Raw genomic sequence first — 16,263 nt, 5'->3', positions numbered from 1 at the left:
AGTGGTGCCCGGAGGCGGAATCGAACCACCGACACGGGGATTTTCAATCCCCTGCTCTACCGACTGAGCTATCCGGGCAACGGGGCGCATTAAACCGTAAAGGGGCGCGGTCGTCAACGGCTTTACACGAAAAAAGTGATAAAAGCGCGCTGACTGCCTGCTTTTCAGGCAAAATGCATAAAATCAGTACCCGTCAGGTGAGCGCTCCACCCTGACGGCACTGTGCAAAACGCAGAATATCTTCCGCCAACCGCTGAGCGGTATCTACATCAGCCTGACTGCGGTTGACCAGCATTCGGCTGAGACAACCTTCCAGCACCAGTTCCATCTGCCTTGCAACCATCGCCGGATCGTCAATTTCCAGCGTGGTCAGTAGCTCATGGGTAAAATCATGTGCCGCGCGTTTTTGTTGATTAGCCAGTTGGTGAATAGGATGGGTTGGGTCGGGATAAAACGTACAGGCGGCAATGAACAAGCAACCAGGATAACGGTTATTACTGACACATTCCGAAAGCGCGCTGTAGCGTGCCAGTAGCTTTTGTTCAGCAGAAAGCGTCTCATCAAGAAGAAGCTGGCGTCGCCAGATATCTACCTGCTGACTCAGATAACGTAGCGCGTCATATAAAATGGCTTCTTTATCTGGCCAGAAACGCTGTAATGTGTCGAGTGGGCGATTTACGCGCTCCGCCACCATTTCCAGCGTAGTATCGGCTATCCCTTGCGTCTCCAGTAATTTCAGAGCTTCTCCCAGAATATCTTCACGTTGCACGGTATTCTCCTCCGTCTTTGCTTTTGCAAGTGTCGCTCACGGTTGGCGATCGTGCAAATGCGCGCTAAAGGTGGCGGCGTCCATAAAGCCGGTGACTCGCGATTGCGGCTGTTCCTGGCCTTGGGCATTAAAGAACAGAATGGTGGGCAGCCCGAGGACTTGCAGATGCTTTAACAGCGCGACATCCTGCGCATTATTAGCGGTGACGTTAGCCTGCAAGAGCACCGTGTCGCCGAGCGCCTGCTGGACCCTCGGATCGCTGAAGGTATACTTTTCAAACTCTTTACAGGCCACGCACCAGTCGGCGTAGAAATCCAGCATAACGGGTTTGCCTTTGGCCTGCGCCAGCGCCTGATTGAGTTCATCCACGGTAGAAATAGCCGTGAAATTGAGGTGCGCTGGAGCTTGCGCGGATGGCGATCCGAACGCCCAATCCTGTAGAGGCCGCACGCTAATGAGCGCTGCCGCCAGCAGGATAATCTGTACGATACGCATCCACGCTCGTCTGGCCTGAAGGCTGGTGATAAAGGCCCAACCAAAGAAAGCGACGCCCAGCAGCGACCACAGACGTAAACCCCAAGCCTCGCCAATAATCCGCTCCAGTAAAAAGACCGGTAACGCGAGGATCACGAAACCAAAAGCGGTTTTGACATGCGCCATCCACGGGCCGCTTTTCGGTAGCAGACGGTTGCCAAACACGGTGACCAGCATTAGCGGCAGACCCATACCTAATGCATACAAATACAGCGTACCGCCGCCCAGCCACATGTTGCCGCTCTGAGCGATATAAAGCAGGATCGCGCTTAACGGCGCTGTGGTACAGGGCGAGCAAATTAATCCTGCAATCGCCCCCATAACAAAAACACCGCCGGGCGAGCCGCCTTGCTGACGATTACTCATTAATGTCAGCCGGGTTTGCAGTGAGGAGGGGAGCTGTAGTGTGAACAGGCCAAACATCGACAACGCAAGCAGGGTGAACACGATGGCAAGGCCGATTAACACATAAGGGTGCTGCAGCGCCGCCTGAAACTGTAATCCCGCCGCGGCGACGACCAGACCCAGTGCGGTATAGGTCAGCGCCATCCCTTGTACATAGATAAAGGCCAGCAGCAGTGCGCGCCCCGTCGACAAACGCTGCCTTCCCCCCAGGACAATACCGGAAATCAGCGGATACATGGGTAAAACGCAGGGCGTAAAGGCGATGCCTATGCCGATCAGTAGCGCCCAGAGCGCAGAAAAAGGTAGCTGGGCGGCGGGTTTTGACATCTCACCCGTCTGGGTGACAGCAGGCGTCGGCGTGGCGTCTATTGCCGCGGCAACTTCACTTAGCGGCACCGTTTTCGTTTCCGGCGGATAACAGAATCCCGCATCGGCGCACCCCTGGTACGTTACCGTTAATGTCGCGCCAGCCGCCGCCTGGTTAACCGTTACCGGAACGTTTAGCCGCTTACGGTAGATTTCGCTTTTTCCGTAGAACTCATCTTCATGCCAGACGCCTGCCGGGAGTTGGACTGCGGCGATATCCGCTTTCGTCGGCGTGATACTGATTTGTTTACGGTAAAGGTAGTAACCCTCTTTTACCTGCCAGGAGAGGGTAAGATCGTGTTGATTTTGCTGAAAATCAAAAACAAACGCCCGGTCTGCCGGGACGAACTGCGAGCGACCCGGCGCGTCGAATAATCCGGCGAAGGCGGATGTGCTGCACAGCAGCAGGATCAGCGTAAAGATGCGTTGAGCCATGAGAGGTAATCAGTATCTCCGTGAGTAACAGGTAAAACCAGAAGTTCAGGCGTTTGATACGGGTGATGAGACTTCAGGCAGTCGATAAGCGCTTGCTGATGTGAAACGGTGGTTTTTAAGATCATTTGAACTTCATACTCCTGCTCCAGTTTGCCTTCCCAGTAGTACAGCGATGTCGCGCCGGGGAGGAGGGTGGCGCAGGCGGCCAGTTTTTCCGCCAGCACTTTGGCGGCCAGATCCTGGGCGGTAGCTTCATCCGGGGCGGTACAAAGCACCACAACGGCCTCGGGGATGGAAATATCCTGACTCTTAACATCAAGCATAAACACCTCGAAAGAACAAAAAGACCCGCAAGTGAACGGTCACTATACAACGGACGAGGGCAGGATGTTAGTCAAAGGGCGGGAGAATGCGGGGCGTGATACGCCCCGCGGGTGAAACACTTACAGCATAAAGCTGCCCAGCAGGAAGCCGAAGCAGACAGCCAGAACGACGCCCAGGGTGCCTGGGATGAAGAACGGGTGGTTAAAGACGAATTTACCGATACGGGTTGTACCGGTGTCATCCATCTGTACCGCCGCAACCAGAGTCGGGTAGGTCGGCAAAATGAACAGGCCGGAAACGGCGGCGAAGGAAGCGACTGCCGTCAGCGGAGAGACGTTCAGCGCCAGCGCCATCGGCATCAGCGCTTTCGCCGTTGCCGCCTGAGAGTAGAGCAGCGCGGAAGCAAAGAAGAAGATGACGGCCAGCAGCCACGGATGACCCTGGATGACGCTACCCGCAGTGTCTTTGATCCAGTCGATGTTAGCGGATACGAAGGTATCGCCCAGCCACGCCACGCCCAGAATACAGATACAGGCGCTCATCCCTGCTTTAAAGGTACTGGAGTTGAGGATGGCGTCAGTTTCCACTTTACACAGGATGGTGGTCAGCGTTGCGACGCTCAACATGATGATCAAAATAGCGTTGGTGGTGTTCATCAGCGGTTTCTCAACCAGGCCGAGGCTCGGACTGTTGACAATCGCATAAACAACCACGCAGATAACGCCCAGCAGGAACAGCCAGACGGAATTTTTTGCCATCGGTTTGATTTCAATCTGCTTTTCACCACGCAGTTCAATCAGCCCTTCTTCCAGACGCTTGCGGTAAATCGGGTCGTCAGACAGTTTGGAGTTGAACAGCATCGTGACCAGGAAGGACATCACCAGCACCGCCAGCAGCGTAGAGGGGATAACTACGGACAGCAGGTGAATGTAGCTAATGCCATGACCTTCCATAACAGAAGACATATACACCACGGCCGCAGAAATCGGCGAGGCGGTAATCGCAATCTGCGCGGATACCACGGCGGTCGAGAGCGGACGGCAAGGTTTGATTCCCTGCTCCTTCGCGACTTCAGCAATAACCGGCAGCGTTGCCAGGGAAATGTTCCCGGTACCAGCAAAAATAGTCAGGAAATAGGTCACAATCGGTGCGAGGATAGTGATGTATTTCGGGTTCTTACGCAGCAGTTTTTCCGTCTGGTTTACCAAATAATCCAGACCGCCCGCAACCTGCATAGCAGAGATCGCGGCGATAACCGCCATGATGATGGAAATGACATCGAATGGAATTGTCCCTGGCTTCACGCCGATGGCGGCAAGTACCAGAACACCCAGCCCACCTGCGAATCCAATACCGATGCCCCCAAGTCTGGCGCCCAAAAAGATTGCCAGCAAAACAATGATAAGTTCGACAACTATCATATTAGCCTTCCTTGTTGTTTAACAAGTTGATATTAAATTGTTGTTATTTGGTAACTTCTTGTAAGAAAAAAGGCACGTCATCGTGACGTGCCTCTTTGGTACTACCCTGTACGATTACTGTTCGCTTTCATCAGTATAACGTTTAGCTTTATAAGCCGGGTGCATCAAGTTCTGTACGGAGAAAATATCGTCCAGCTCGGCTTCCGTTAACAGGCCGCGCTCCAGCACAACTTCACGTACGCTCTTACCGGTTTCAGCACAGATTTTACCGACGATGTCGCCGTTGTGGTGGCCGATGAACGGGTTGAGGTAAGTGACGATACCGATGGAGTTATAAACGTACCCTTCGCACACTTCTTTATTCGCGGTAATGCCGTTAACGCATTTTTCCAGCAGGTTGTAGCACGCGTTGCTCAGAATGTGGATGGATTCGAACATCGCCTGACCGATAACCGGTTCCATAACGTTCAACTGCAACTGACCGGCTTCCGCCGCCATCGTAACGGTGGTGTCGTTACCGATGACTTTAAAGCATACCTGGTTTACGACTTCCGGTACTACCGGGTTCACTTTGGCTGGCATGATGGAAGAGCCCGCCTGCAGTTCCGGCAGGTTGATCTCGTTCAGGCCGGCACGAGGACCAGAAGAGAGCAAGCGCAGGTCGTTACAGATTTTGGACATCTTCACTGCCAGACGTTTCAGCGCGCTGTGAACCATAACATATGCGCCACAGTCAGATGTCGCCTCAATCAGATCTTCAGCCGGAACACAGGCGAAACCAGTGACTTCAGCCAGTTTTTTCACCGCCAGCGGAGAGTATTCTTTCGGCGTGTTCAGACCGGTACCGATTGCCGTTGCGCCAAGGTTGACTTCCAGCAGCAGCTCAGCAGTACGCTCGATGCTTTTCACTTCTTCTTTCAGCAGGATGCTAAACGCACGGAATTCTTGACCAAGCGTCATCGGTACGGCGTCCTGCAACTGGGTACGACCCATTTTCAGGATGTCCTGGAATTCAACCGCTTTACGTTCGAAACCTTCACGCAACTGGTTGATGGCATCGATCAGTTTGACGATAGAGGCGTAAACCGCTACACGGAAGCCTGTCGGATAGGCGTCGTTAGTGGATTGACATTTATTCACGTGGTCGTTCGGGTTCAGGTACTGATATTCACCTTTCTGATGACCCATCAGTTCCAGCCCGATGTTGGCCAGCACTTCGTTGGTATTCATGTTGACGGAAGTGCCCGCGCCGCCCTGGTAGACATCTACCGGGAACTGGTCCATGCACTTACCGTTGTTAAGGACTTCATCACATGCGGCAATGATGGCATTCGCCACACTCTTAGGAATGGTTTGCAGCTCTTTGTTGGCCAGCGCCGCCGCTTTTTTTACCATAACCATGCCACGCACAAATTCAGGGATGTCGCTGATTTTGTTATTGCTAATGTAGAAGTTTTCAATCGCTCTCAGAGTGTGAACACCATAATAGGCTTCAGCTGGAACTTCCCTGGTACCCAACAGATCTTCTTCGATACGAATGTTGTTTGACATGTGAACCTTCTTTTTCAAGCTGCCAATGATTTTTACTTTAAAACACACAGGATATATGTGATTTCGAATGTTTTCTGACCGACGATTATCCCCTCCATCGGCCTGATAAACGAGATCATATGCTGGTTCAGAATTCCTACCGTAATCTGGATCACTTAAAGTGTGGGAATTTACCCCTTATTTATTATTTTGTGAAATAGGTCACCGCTTTAGTATTACTACCTAAAATAGGTGTACAAACCACTTGAAATTTTGCTACGCACCACCATATCGAATCGATGCGAATCGCAACCCCATTCAAATGGTCGTCGCAGACGGCCATGACTTACAGGAGAGTCCTTTGCGCTGGATACCCTTTTTAGCTGTCTTTCTCTATGTTTACATTGAGATTTCTATCTTTATCCATGTCGCCCATGTGCTTGGCGTCCTGATGACGCTAATCCTGGTGATTTTTACGTCTGTTATCGGTATGTCGCTGGTACGTAACCAGGGTTTTAAAAACTTTTTGCTGATGCAACAAAAAATGGCGGCCGGTGAGAGCCCGGCGGCAGAAATGATTAAGAGTGTATCGCTGATCATCGCTGGCTTACTGCTCCTGTTGCCGGGGTTTTTCACCGATTTTCTCGGCCTTCTCCTTTTGTTACCGCCAGTGCAAAAACATTTGACGCTGAAGTTGCTGCCGCATTTACGTTTTTCCCGGATGCCGGGTGGCGGGTTTAGCGCGGGTACTGGCGGTGGCGAAACATTTGACGGCGAGTATCAGCGTAAAGATGACGATCGCGATCGTATTGAACATAAAGACGATCGTCGGGATTAAAGGTAGAGATGTTGGTCGGATAAGTCGCGTGAGGCGTTATCCGGCCAGCGGATGCGTCTTACGCCATGCGTTTTCGCTTCGGTAAAAACAGCCATAATGCAGCCAGCATGATAATGGCATATAAGCTTTTCCACCCCAGCATTGCCAGCAATAACAGGCACAGTAGACAACCCGTCACCGCCAGTGCATAGCAACGCCCTTTCAACAGTCGACAGCCCGCCAGCATACAAAGCAGATAGAGCATAATAAAAATACCGTTAGCATAGACGATCAGCGCATTGAGGTTAATCTTCAGGGCGTAGACGACCAGAGAACTCACGCAACAACAGGCCAGAATAACGTTTAACGCGTGCAAGGGAAGGCGCCCGGGAGAGAGTTGAGCCAGATAGTGATCGGGCTGATATTGCATTTGCGTCCATATCAGACGCGCAAAACTCTGAGCATACACATTCAGGCTGGCAAAGCAGGTGAGATAACCAATAATGCAGGCTACCCACAACGCCTGGATACCGAAGAGATGAACAATAATAAGCGGTAGCGAGGCTGTTGCCGCTATCTTGTCGCTATAGACGCCAAAATGCAGCACCACGGCGGTACAGGCCCAATAAATGGCGCCGGCCAGCATCAGGCCAATGATCAATGCGCGCGGAAAATCACGTTCAGGATTTTTAAATTCAGACGACAAATGCGTAAACGCCTCAATTCCCACAAATCCCCAGAACATGATCGCCAGGGCGGTACACAGCCGGGAAAAGGTGATTTCGTTTGCGGCTGGGAAGGTGATATCTGCAGGTTTAATCGCGCCTTTCCACAGAATGGCGGCAATAAGCGCGATAATTAATCCAGCGATAATGGCTTGCAGGTTGGCGCTGGAGCTGGCGCCGCGCGATCCCATAAACCATAGTAAACCTAGAGTACCCAGCTCCCCAAATAAGAGCTGTTCGCTTTGCCAGCCAAACAGCGCCTGGCCGAAACCCACCGCAATATGCAAGGCTGCGGGAAAACTAACAGGAATGACTGATAAAAACAGCCAACTGATCACTCGTTGCAGACGCGGGCCAAATGCCATCCCGACAAAATGCGCTACGCCGCCAGCGTGTGGAAAATGACGCCCCAGCACAGCAAAGACAATCGCAATAGGGAAAATCAAAATAATGAGCAGCGGCCATGCCCAAAGGCTGATGTCGCCTGCCGCCAGCGCAGCCAGCTCCGGAAGCGCAAAAACGCCAGTCCCTAATAATGATGTGGTTAACAAGATAACGCCCTGAACCAACCCAAGCTCTTTTTTTAGTTCATTCATCAGCTCATTATCCGGCGGCATTGTAACGTCAGGTGACGACAGACATTTTTAAGCGTATCACACACGCCTTTTCTTATAGCAGGATGTTCTAAACCTTGGGTAAACGTGAGATAAGTAGCGTTTTTACCGCTTTTTTCGCTCAGAAGAATTTTTTTTCATCTCCCCCCTTGAAGGGGCAAAACCCCATCCCCATCTCTCTGGTCACCAGCCGGGAAACCGTTTACGGGCCGGCGTCACCCATAACTGATAATGACTTTCTCAAAGGAGAGCTATCAATGAGTATTCGTCCGTTACATGATCGTGTGATCGTCAAACGTAAAGAAGTTGAGTCTAAATCTGCTGGCGGCATCGTACTGACCGGTTCCGCAGCGGGTAAATCAACTCGTGGCGAAATCATCGCTGTCGGTAAGGGTCGCATCCTGGACAACGGTACTGTACAGCCGCTGGACGTGAAAGTTGGCGACATCGTTATTTTTAACGATGGCTACGGTGTGAAATCTGAAAAGATCGACAATGAAGAAGTGTTGATCATGTCTGAAAGCGACATTCTGGCAATTGTTGAAGCGTAATCCGCGAACGACACTGAACATACGAATTTAAGGGAAAGAGAAAATGGCAGCTAAAGACGTAAAATTCGGTAACGACGCTCGTGTGAAAATGCTGCGCGGCGTAAACGTACTGGCAGATGCAGTGAAAGTAACCCTCGGTCCGAAAGGCCGTAACGTGGTTCTGGATAAATCTTTCGGTGCGCCGACTATCACTAAAGATGGTGTTTCCGTAGCGCGTGAAATCGAACTGGAAGACAAGTTTGAAAACATGGGCGCGCAGATGGTGAAAGAAGTTGCCTCTAAAGCGAACGACGCTGCAGGCGACGGCACCACCACCGCGACCGTACTGGCGCAGTCCATCATTACCGAAGGCCTGAAAGCCGTTGCTGCGGGCATGAACCCGATGGACCTGAAACGTGGTATCGACAAAGCGGTTGCTGCGGCGGTTGAAGAGCTGAAAGCCCTGTCCGTACCGTGCTCCGACTCTAAAGCGATTGCTCAGGTAGGTACTATCTCCGCTAACTCCGACGAAACCGTAGGTAAACTGATCGCGGAAGCGATGGATAAAGTCGGTAAAGAAGGCGTCATCACCGTTGAAGACGGTACCGGTCTGCAGGACGAACTGGACGTGGTTGAAGGTATGCAGTTTGACCGCGGCTACCTGTCTCCTTACTTCATCAACAAGCCGGAAACTGGCGCAGTAGAGCTGGAAAGCCCGTTCATCCTGCTGGCTGATAAGAAAATCTCCAACATCCGCGAAATGCTGCCGGTTCTGGAAGCCGTTGCAAAAGCAGGCAAACCGCTGCTGATCATCGCTGAAGATGTTGAAGGCGAAGCGCTGGCTACCCTGGTAGTGAACACCATGCGTGGCATCGTGAAAGTGGCTGCGGTTAAAGCACCGGGCTTCGGCGATCGTCGTAAGGCGATGCTGCAGGATATCGCTACCCTGACCGGCGGTACCGTAATCTCTGAAGAGATCGGTATGGAGCTGGAAAAAGCAACCCTGGAAGACCTGGGTCAGGCGAAACGTGTTGTGATCAACAAAGACACCACCACCATCATTGATGGCGTGGGTGAAGAAGCTGCCATCCAGGGCCGTGTTGCTCAGATCCGTCAGCAGATTGAAGAAGCGACCTCCGACTACGATCGTGAAAAACTGCAGGAGCGCGTAGCGAAACTGGCAGGCGGCGTTGCGGTAATCAAAGTTGGCGCTGCGACCGAAGTTGAAATGAAAGAGAAGAAGGCCCGCGTTGAAGATGCCCTGCACGCGACCCGTGCTGCGGTAGAAGAAGGTGTGGTTGCTGGTGGTGGCGTTGCGCTGATCCGCGTTGCTTCTAAAATTGCTGACCTGAAAGGCCAGAACGAAGACCAGAACGTGGGTATCAAAGTTGCGCTGCGCGCAATGGAAGCTCCGCTGCGTCAGATCGTGCTGAACTGCGGCGAAGAGCCGTCTGTTGTCGCTAACACCGTTAAAGGCGGCGACGGTAACTACGGTTACAACGCAGCAACTGAAGAATACGGCAACATGATCGATATGGGTATCCTGGACCCAACCAAAGTTACCCGTTCTGCGCTGCAGTACGCGGCTTCTGTGGCTGGTCTGATGATCACTACCGAGTGCATGGTGACCGACCTGCCGAAAAGCGATGCTCCTGATTTAGGCGCTGCTGGCGGCATGGGTGGTATGGGTGGTATGGGCGGCATGATGTAATTGCCCACCCCCTGCATCCTTCAGGCTGCAGATGCGTTGGCTAACCCCAGTCACTTACTTGAGTAAGTGACTGGGGATTAACAAACTGGCCGCCTTCCTGCAACCAGAATGATTTGGGTGCTTATCTCCCAGAATTGAGAAACCCCCGGGCAGAAATGACCGGGGGTTTTTCTTTTAGTCATCTTTTTAGTATAAGATTCAGATACGGACAAAACGTCCAGCTCATTGATTATGGGGAATAACATGCACGTGAAATATTTAGCAGGGATCGTTGGCGCCGCGCTGCTGATGGCGGGTTGTAGCTCCAGCAACGAACTCACCGCTGCCGGCCAAAATGTACGCTTTGTCGAAGATAAGCCAGGCGCGGAATGCCAGCTAATTGGTACGGCAACCGGTAAACAGAGTAACTGGTTTTCAGGCCAGCACGGCGAAGAGGGTGGCTCAATGCGTGGCGCAGCGAACGATCTGCGTAATCAGGCGGCCGCGATGGGTGGAAACGTGCTGTATGGCGTAAGTAGTCCGTCGCAGGGCATGTTGTCCAGTTTTGTCCCGACGGCCAGCGAGATGAACGGCCAGGTTTATAAATGTCCGAACTGATATGTCTGAATCGTAACGCCCTCTGAAAGATTCAGAGGGCGATATGGTTAGCGTTTTTCCTGGGATGACGCCATGCGTAGATTATGCAACGCGCGCATGCATTGATCTTGCGTCAGACGCGCTGCTTTACCGGTTCCAAGCGTTCTGACAAAAACCTTACACGGTTTTCCTTCCAGCTTTTTAAGACGCGGGCTGAAATTCAGCAAGCGGCGTGATATCGCTTCAGCTTCTTTAGAGCCTGACTGACTACGGGTCTTAATGATGGTGCCGCAATCATGCGATTGTCCTGCCTCATCCGTATAACGATAAACGAGCGCTAAATAATGGTTATACAGATTATGTTTCCAGTCAGGCTGGTTATAGGTATCGAATTCGATATTACCGTTTTCCAGGCAGTCAGCATCGTATAATGGTAAAAAGTCCAGCATTGAAGAAATACGCAATGCGAGCTCACGCATTTCGGCATTATTAATGGCGTGAATAATAGCCATCACCAGAACTTCAACCTGCCACTCACCGACCTGTAAATCAAGATGGCTACCATTGTGCAGCTTTAACGTAAAGGTTAATACTTTTTCTGTATTATCGCTCAACGCTAAAGATTCAACACGCTGATTAACATCGGCGTTTTCCAGCTCTTCACGGAGTATTGCCGGAATATTCTCATGCATTTTAAGCACGTGACTGCTTTTAGCTTTCTGGCGTTTTTCCTGCTCTTGTTCCGGAAGCGAGTGTTGTAAATAAAGCCGGTGTTCAAGGCCGATCAACAAGTCTCGCAGCGCGAGCACAGGAAAGAAAAGCAGTGTTTCTTTATTTCTCAGTGACTTCACCTTAAGCGCCAGCGCGATAAACTTATCATTGTGACGAATAACGCCGGTATTTAGTCCCTTAATCGTTAAGGCCATGTCAATTCTCCACAAATATAAAATAATTAAATGTTTTACTGCAATGTATTTGATATATAAATTGTTTATGCCGTCCTATAAAAAGGAGAACCAGTATAATTCGAAAATGCAGTACACGCTAAGCGAGTCCTAAAACGGACTTTCTTGAAAAGAGAGGACCGGAAAGGTGTATTTAACGAAGGTGAGTTTATCGTCGCCAGAGGGTGAGGAGAATCGTGGGGGAATCTCCTCGTAATATTGCGCGGTAATATTTTTCGTCGTCCCTGACGAGCCCGCGAGGATTAGCACTGCCGAAGCTGTAAATCCAGCGGTGTTTTGCTCGGTTCGCCGCCGATTTCACGCGCCAGTCTTGGCACCATATAGCCGGATACCAGCGTGAGCAGTTCGCGCATGATTTGCCGGGCTTCGTCATCGGTGACCATAAAATGCGCGGCGCCCTGCACTTTATCCAGCACATGCAGGTAATAGGGCATCACGCCGGCGTCAAATAGCGCGTTGCTCAGATTCGCCAGCGTTCGCGCGTTATCATTCACGCCACGCAGCAGGACGCTCTGGTTGAGAAGCGTGACGCCCACGTGGCGCAGTTTCTTCATCGCCAGGCAGAACGCCTCGTCCACTTCATTAGCGTGGTTGATATGGTTCACCAACAAAATTTGCAGACGTGACTGGTCAAAGCGGGCGACCAGTTCGTCAGTAATGCGTGCCGGGATGACGATAGGCAACCGACTGTGGATGCGTAGCCGCTTGACGTGCTTAATGGCTTCCAGTTGTGTGAGCAGCCAGTCCAGCTCATGATCTTTCGCCATCAGCGGATCGCCGCCGGAAAAGATGATCTCATCCAGTTCCGGGTGTGCGGCGATATACTCCAGCGCGACTGTCCAGTTGCGCTTATTGCCTTGATTCTCCGCATACGGGAAGTGACGACGGAAACAGTAGCGGCAATTTACCGCACATCCGCCTTTTACCAGCAATAGCGCCCGGTTTTGGTATTTATGCAATAATCCTGGCACCACGCTGTGTTGCTCTTCCAGTGGGTCGGTGGAGAAACCGGGGGCGACAATAAATTCATCCCGGGACGTCAGCACTTGACGTAAAAGAGGATCGTCAGGGTTGCCCTTCTCCATGCGCGCAATAAAAGCGCGCGGCACGCGGAGGGCAAACAAGCGCCTGGCGTCCTGTCCTGCCCGGAGGTTTTCATCAGCTTCAATCTGTAAAAGATGCAGCAGTTCGTCGGGATTGGTCACAACATCGGCAAGTTGCGCTAACCAATCTTCTCGCAATGGGGTATTTAGGGTTACAATATGCGCCATTTTGTGGCTTAGCTACCAGTTAACAATTTCAGAGGGCCTTATGGCGACTTACTATAGCAACGATTTTCGTTCCGGTCTTAAAATCATGTTGGATGGCGAACCTTATGCGGTTGAATCCAGTGAATTCGTGAAACCGGGTAAAGGCCAGGCGTTTGCCCGCGTTAAGCTGCGCCGTCTGCTGACCGGCACGCGCGTTGAGAAAACCTTCAAATCGACCGATTCCGCAGAAGGCGCGGATGTAGTCGATATGAACCTGACTTACCTGTACAACGACGGTGAGTTCTGGCATTTCATGAACAACGAAACCTTCGAGCAGCTGTCTGCAGATGCCAAGGCTATCGGCGACAACGCAAAATGGCTGTTGGATCAGGCGGAATGCATCGTAACCCTGTGGAACGGTCAGCCTATCTCTGTCACTCCGCCGAACTTTGTTGAACTGGAAATTGTTGATACCGACCCAGGTCTGAAGGGCGATACCGCAGGTACTGGCGGCAAACCAGCCACGCTGTCTACTGGCGCAGTGGTTAAAGTTCCGCTGTTCGTGCAGATTGGCGAAGTGATCAAAGTCGATACCCGTTCCGGCGAATACGTATCCCGCGTAAAATAATTTACGTTATCGGGAAAAATGGTGCAGCGTATGCTGCGCCATCCTATTTTTCGCGCCTCAATGATGAAACGCTTTATCGGTCTTGTCGCGCTGGTTCTTCTTACCGGCACATTATTAACGGCATGTAATACCGCCCGCGGCTTCGGCGAAGATATTCAGCATCTTGGCCACGCCATCTCCCGTGCAGCCAGCTAATCGCTTCTCGTCTTCCTAAAATTAGTCGATCGCCCGTCATTTTCTGGGATGTTGTCTATTATTAAGTTGCTATACACAAACAACATTGGCTAGAAAAGGAAGACATTATGGTTAAAAAGACAATTGCAGCGATCTTTTCTGTTTTGGTACTTTCCACTGTATTAACTGCTTGTAATACCACGCGCGGCGTGGGCGAGGACATCTCGGACGGTGGTAGTGCGATCTCTGGCGCTGCAACCAGAGCTCAGCAGTAATCATCAACGGTACGGCATGGCGTCGTACCGTTAATCGATTTTCTCCGGAAGCATAAGAAAGGGAGAATACCGATTATCCATATGAAGTTTCATACGGATATTACGCTTATAGGTGTAAACCGTTTTCCCGTGAATGCCAAGCGCATACGCAATCTCTTTATTGCTGGTGCCTTCCGTCCACATCGCGAGCACTTTTTCCTCCTGCGGAGAGAGCAATGGCGTGGCGCTTTCCGGCGCTTCCTGCAGTGGATGAGTATATAGCGCTCCTTTAATTCGTTGTGCAAGCTCATGTAAAGGCGTGTGTTTAGATAACACCGCATGACTGGCATATTGCGATCTGTACGGCATATTCCCTGACTGTAATAATACTAACGGCGTCATCCTGCAGGCGGCAAAAAATGCATTGATAGGCTGCTCGGGTAAGGCATCGTTGAGAAAACCATATAAATCAGCGATAACCAGATGGGGCTTCCATTGCAGAATATGTTCTTTCGCCAGTATAAGGTTATTCATCCCGGATACCAGCAGTGAAGAACTGAGCACATCAGTGTGATTAAGCCAGGCCTCCATGCCCGTACGGGTAAAGTGGCATCGGTCTATCACTAAAATTTTCAACATAGTTTTTTGCACCCGGAAGTAGATAAAGCACTTTCTTTCCCAGAAGGCGTTCCATCATAGAGAACTCCTGTGGGCGCTAAATGCGAAAACTACGCGGCTTAAAAGGGCCAATTCCCGCCTTTAGACGGAAAAAAATAAAAAGGTTGAAATTCATTTTCTCTCAGGCAAGAATGGCTTTTCATCCGTATACGTTACAGGACGACCTGTAAACGCTATTCTCACCGGGGACGGCCCCATTAATTATCTGGAGCCTGCTATGTCCTGGATCATTCTATTAATCGCTGGTTTACTTGAAGTGGTATGGGCTGTCGGCCTGAAGTATACCCACGGTTTTTCTCGTCTGACCCCCAGTATTATCACCATTACGGCCATGGTTATCAGTATGGCGTTACTTTCCTGGGCAATGAAAACGCTGCCTGTTGGAACGGCGTACGCCATCTGGACCGGCATCGGCGCCGTCGGGGCGGCAATCACCGGTATCCTTCTGCTGGGCGAGTCTGCCTCACCGGCGCGTTTGCTCAGTCTTGGCTTGATCGTCGCGGGTATCATTGGGCTAAAACTCAGTGCGCATTAATTCGTCGCTGATATTGCTACGAACCTGATTGTTTTACCCAAATTAATTTATTGACGTCAAACCCCTCCCGGGTCGCGACGGCCAGCATTTGCTGTTTTATTTCCTCAGAAAGCGTTGGCGTGCGAGAGAGTATCCACAGATAGTCGCGATCCGGGCCGCACACCAGCGCATGACGGTATTCCCGGTCAAGCGCAATCACGTTATAGCCGCCGTAGAACGGGCCGAAAAAAGAGACCTTGAGCGCGGCGCGGTTTGGACTACCGGTAAAATACGCTTTGCCTTCTGTTTTTTGCCACATTCCCCGATCCGGGTTATAGCCTTTATTGATGACATTAATCCCGCCATCGTCACGCAGACTATAGGTGGCCGTGACTTGTTCCAGTCCACGTTCAAATCGATGATCGAGGCGTGCGATCTCATACCAGGTGCCGAGGTAACGTTTGGCATCAAAGTTATTTACCACGGTAACGCCTTTAGGCGGGGTAGGTGAACTACAGGCGACAACCAAAAATGCCGCAGTAACCGCAGCAACGACGGGCAGCAAGCGCATAGCGTTTTTCCTTCCAGTGTTTTTTCTAAGTGTAGAACCTGGCGGGAAAATGAGAGGCAGGAAAAGAAAAAACGCCCTCTTATCGGGTAGATAAGAGGGCGTCGTGGCAACTTAGAGAGTGATAACGCCAATTGCCGTCACAACGGTCAGGATTGCCGCCAGACCGTAGAAGACCCATTTGCCCGCGGGCACGTGGATTTTCAGGTCATGCATCGCGTGGTGCATACGGTGTAGGCCACACCATAGCGGCAGCACGATCATCAGGAACAGAAAAACACGACCAATAAAGCTTTGGGCGAACGTCAGTACGCGCTCAAAACTCAGGGCATCGCCCGGAAATAGCCCCAGCGGCAGCATGATGCCAACCAGTAGCACGATCACCGGCGCGATGATCGCGCCCCACATACCGCCTGCGCCAAACAGTCCCCAGAATACGGGTTCATCAGAACGTTTTGGGTTTGGATTAATCATC

General features: G+C 51.4%; 19 protein-coding genes and 1 tRNA gene. 8 read left to right on the top strand and 12 right to left on the bottom strand.

The window, feature by feature from the left end; genetic code table 11:
* Window positions 1–2 precede the first annotated feature (2 nt).
* The 6 genes from NBA72_RS13525 to aspA all read right to left on the bottom strand — a co-directional run bounded on the left by NBA72_RS13525 (window position 3) and on the right by aspA (window position 5,805).
* Window positions 3–78 (bottom strand) — tRNA-Phe (locus NBA72_RS13525).
* A gap of 115 nt (window positions 79–193) precedes the next feature.
* A complete protein-coding gene (locus tag NBA72_RS13520) occupies window positions 194–769 on the bottom strand; it encodes a transcriptional regulator (protein ID WP_001188509.1) in 576 nt (191 codons plus the stop codon).
* 36 nt (window positions 770–805) lie between these two features.
* On the bottom strand, window positions 806–2,509 hold the full coding sequence (locus tag NBA72_RS13515) for a protein-disulfide reductase DsbD (RefSeq protein ID WP_024156592.1): 1,704 nt from the start codon (window positions 2,507–2,509) through the stop codon (window positions 806–808).
* The gene (gene cutA, locus NBA72_RS13510; RefSeq protein ID WP_000887832.1) at window positions 2,485–2,832 is read right to left on the bottom strand and encodes a divalent cation tolerance protein CutA; all 348 of its coding nucleotides are present in this window, start codon (window positions 2,830–2,832) and stop codon (window positions 2,485–2,487) included. The genes NBA72_RS13515 and cutA overlap by 25 nt, the downstream gene beginning before the upstream one ends.
* Window positions 2,833–2,952: 120 nt before the next feature.
* Window positions 2,953–4,254 carry an anaerobic C4-dicarboxylate transporter DcuA gene (gene dcuA / locus NBA72_RS13505; protein ID WP_000637595.1) on the bottom strand — a complete coding sequence of 434 codons (1,302 nt, stop codon included), beginning with the start codon at window positions 4,252–4,254 and terminating at the stop codon, window positions 2,953–2,955.
* A 114-nt stretch (window positions 4,255–4,368) separates the two neighbouring features.
* Window positions 4,369–5,805 (bottom strand): aspartate ammonia-lyase, encoded by a 1,437-nt coding sequence (aspA, locus tag NBA72_RS13500; RefSeq protein WP_000069440.1) that lies wholly within the window; start codon window positions 5,803–5,805, stop codon window positions 4,369–4,371.
* Window positions 5,806–6,145: 340 nt separating this feature from the next.
* On the opposite strand from aspA, the gene NBA72_RS13495 reads away from it, so the two are divergent.
* On the top strand, window positions 6,146–6,622 hold the full coding sequence (locus NBA72_RS13495; protein WP_042947915.1) for an FxsA family protein: 477 nt from the start codon (window positions 6,146–6,148) through the stop codon (window positions 6,620–6,622).
* A gap of 58 nt (window positions 6,623–6,680) precedes the next feature.
* Here the strand turns inward: NBA72_RS13495 and yjeH are convergent, their stop codons facing one another.
* Window positions 6,681–7,922: an L-methionine/branched-chain amino acid transporter gene (gene yjeH / locus NBA72_RS13490; RefSeq protein WP_023136358.1), complete on the bottom strand. Its 1,242-nt coding sequence runs from the start codon at window positions 7,920–7,922 to the stop codon at window positions 6,681–6,683.
* Between the two features lie 275 nt (window positions 7,923–8,197).
* Between yjeH and NBA72_RS13485 the strand changes: the two genes are divergently transcribed.
* The 3 genes from NBA72_RS13485 (at window position 8,198) to NBA72_RS13475 (ending at window position 10,778) form a co-directional block, all read left to right on the top strand.
* A complete protein-coding gene (locus tag NBA72_RS13485) occupies window positions 8,198–8,491 on the top strand; it encodes a co-chaperone GroES (RefSeq protein ID WP_000027827.1) in 294 nt (97 codons plus the stop codon).
* A gap of 43 nt (window positions 8,492–8,534) precedes the next feature.
* Window positions 8,535–10,181 (top strand): chaperonin GroEL, encoded by a 1,647-nt coding sequence (groL, locus tag NBA72_RS13480; RefSeq protein ID WP_000729126.1) that lies wholly within the window; start codon window positions 8,535–8,537, stop codon window positions 10,179–10,181.
* 243 nt (window positions 10,182–10,424) lie between these two features.
* Complete coding sequence (locus NBA72_RS13475; RefSeq protein ID WP_000558210.1) at window positions 10,425–10,778, top strand: DUF4156 domain-containing protein; 354 nt, start codon at window positions 10,425–10,427, stop codon at window positions 10,776–10,778.
* 47 nt (window positions 10,779–10,825) lie between these two features.
* On the opposite strand, the gene NBA72_RS13470 is transcribed toward NBA72_RS13475, so the two are convergent.
* Window positions 10,826–11,683, bottom strand: a complete 858-nt coding sequence (locus NBA72_RS13470; RefSeq protein ID WP_001229227.1) for a YjeJ family protein — start codon at window positions 11,681–11,683, stop codon at window positions 10,826–10,828.
* Window positions 11,684–11,964: 281 nt separating this feature from the next.
* Window positions 11,965–12,993 (bottom strand): EF-P beta-lysylation protein EpmB, encoded by a 1,029-nt coding sequence (gene epmB / locus NBA72_RS13465; RefSeq protein WP_000940482.1) that lies wholly within the window; start codon window positions 12,991–12,993, stop codon window positions 11,965–11,967.
* Between the two features lie 40 nt (window positions 12,994–13,033).
* Between epmB and efp the strand changes: the two genes are divergently transcribed.
* From efp to ecnB, 3 genes are all read left to right on the top strand, one after another.
* The gene (gene efp / locus NBA72_RS13460; RefSeq protein WP_000257282.1) at window positions 13,034–13,600 is read left to right on the top strand and encodes an elongation factor P; all 567 of its coding nucleotides are present in this window, start codon (window positions 13,034–13,036) and stop codon (window positions 13,598–13,600) included.
* A gap of 60 nt (window positions 13,601–13,660) precedes the next feature.
* Window positions 13,661–13,795 carry an entericidin A/B family lipoprotein gene (locus NBA72_RS13455; protein WP_000977686.1) on the top strand — a complete coding sequence of 45 codons (135 nt, stop codon included), beginning with the start codon at window positions 13,661–13,663 and terminating at the stop codon, window positions 13,793–13,795.
* A gap of 107 nt (window positions 13,796–13,902) precedes the next feature.
* Window positions 13,903–14,049, top strand: a complete 147-nt coding sequence (ecnB, locus tag NBA72_RS13450; RefSeq protein ID WP_000239598.1) for a lipoprotein toxin entericidin B — start codon at window positions 13,903–13,905, stop codon at window positions 14,047–14,049.
* A 30-nt stretch (window positions 14,050–14,079) separates the two neighbouring features.
* On the opposite strand, the gene NBA72_RS13445 is transcribed toward ecnB, so the two are convergent.
* On the bottom strand, window positions 14,080–14,667 hold the full coding sequence (locus NBA72_RS13445; protein WP_001763937.1) for a response regulator transcription factor: 588 nt from the start codon (window positions 14,665–14,667) through the stop codon (window positions 14,080–14,082).
* A gap of 256 nt (window positions 14,668–14,923) precedes the next feature.
* Between NBA72_RS13445 and sugE the strand changes: the two genes are divergently transcribed.
* Complete coding sequence (sugE, locus tag NBA72_RS13440) at window positions 14,924–15,241, top strand: quaternary ammonium compound efflux SMR transporter SugE (protein WP_000118469.1); 318 nt, start codon at window positions 14,924–14,926, stop codon at window positions 15,239–15,241.
* Between the two features lie 16 nt (window positions 15,242–15,257).
* Here sugE and NBA72_RS13435 read toward each other — a convergent pair whose 3' ends face one another.
* Window positions 15,258–15,791, bottom strand: a complete 534-nt coding sequence (locus NBA72_RS13435; RefSeq protein WP_001238398.1) for a lipocalin family protein — start codon at window positions 15,789–15,791, stop codon at window positions 15,258–15,260.
* A 111-nt stretch (window positions 15,792–15,902) separates the two neighbouring features.
* Window positions 15,903–16,262 carry a fumarate reductase subunit FrdD gene (frdD, locus tag NBA72_RS13430; protein ID WP_000609650.1) on the bottom strand — a complete coding sequence of 120 codons (360 nt, stop codon included), beginning with the start codon at window positions 16,260–16,262 and terminating at the stop codon, window positions 15,903–15,905.
* Window position 16,263 lies beyond the last annotated feature (1 nt).

The organism is Salmonella sp. NW1250 (assembly GCF_051812965.1).
Taxonomy (GTDB): domain Bacteria; phylum Pseudomonadota; class Gammaproteobacteria; order Enterobacterales; family Enterobacteriaceae; genus Salmonella; species Salmonella enterica.
This window is presented reverse-complemented; position numbering and strand designations above follow the sequence as displayed.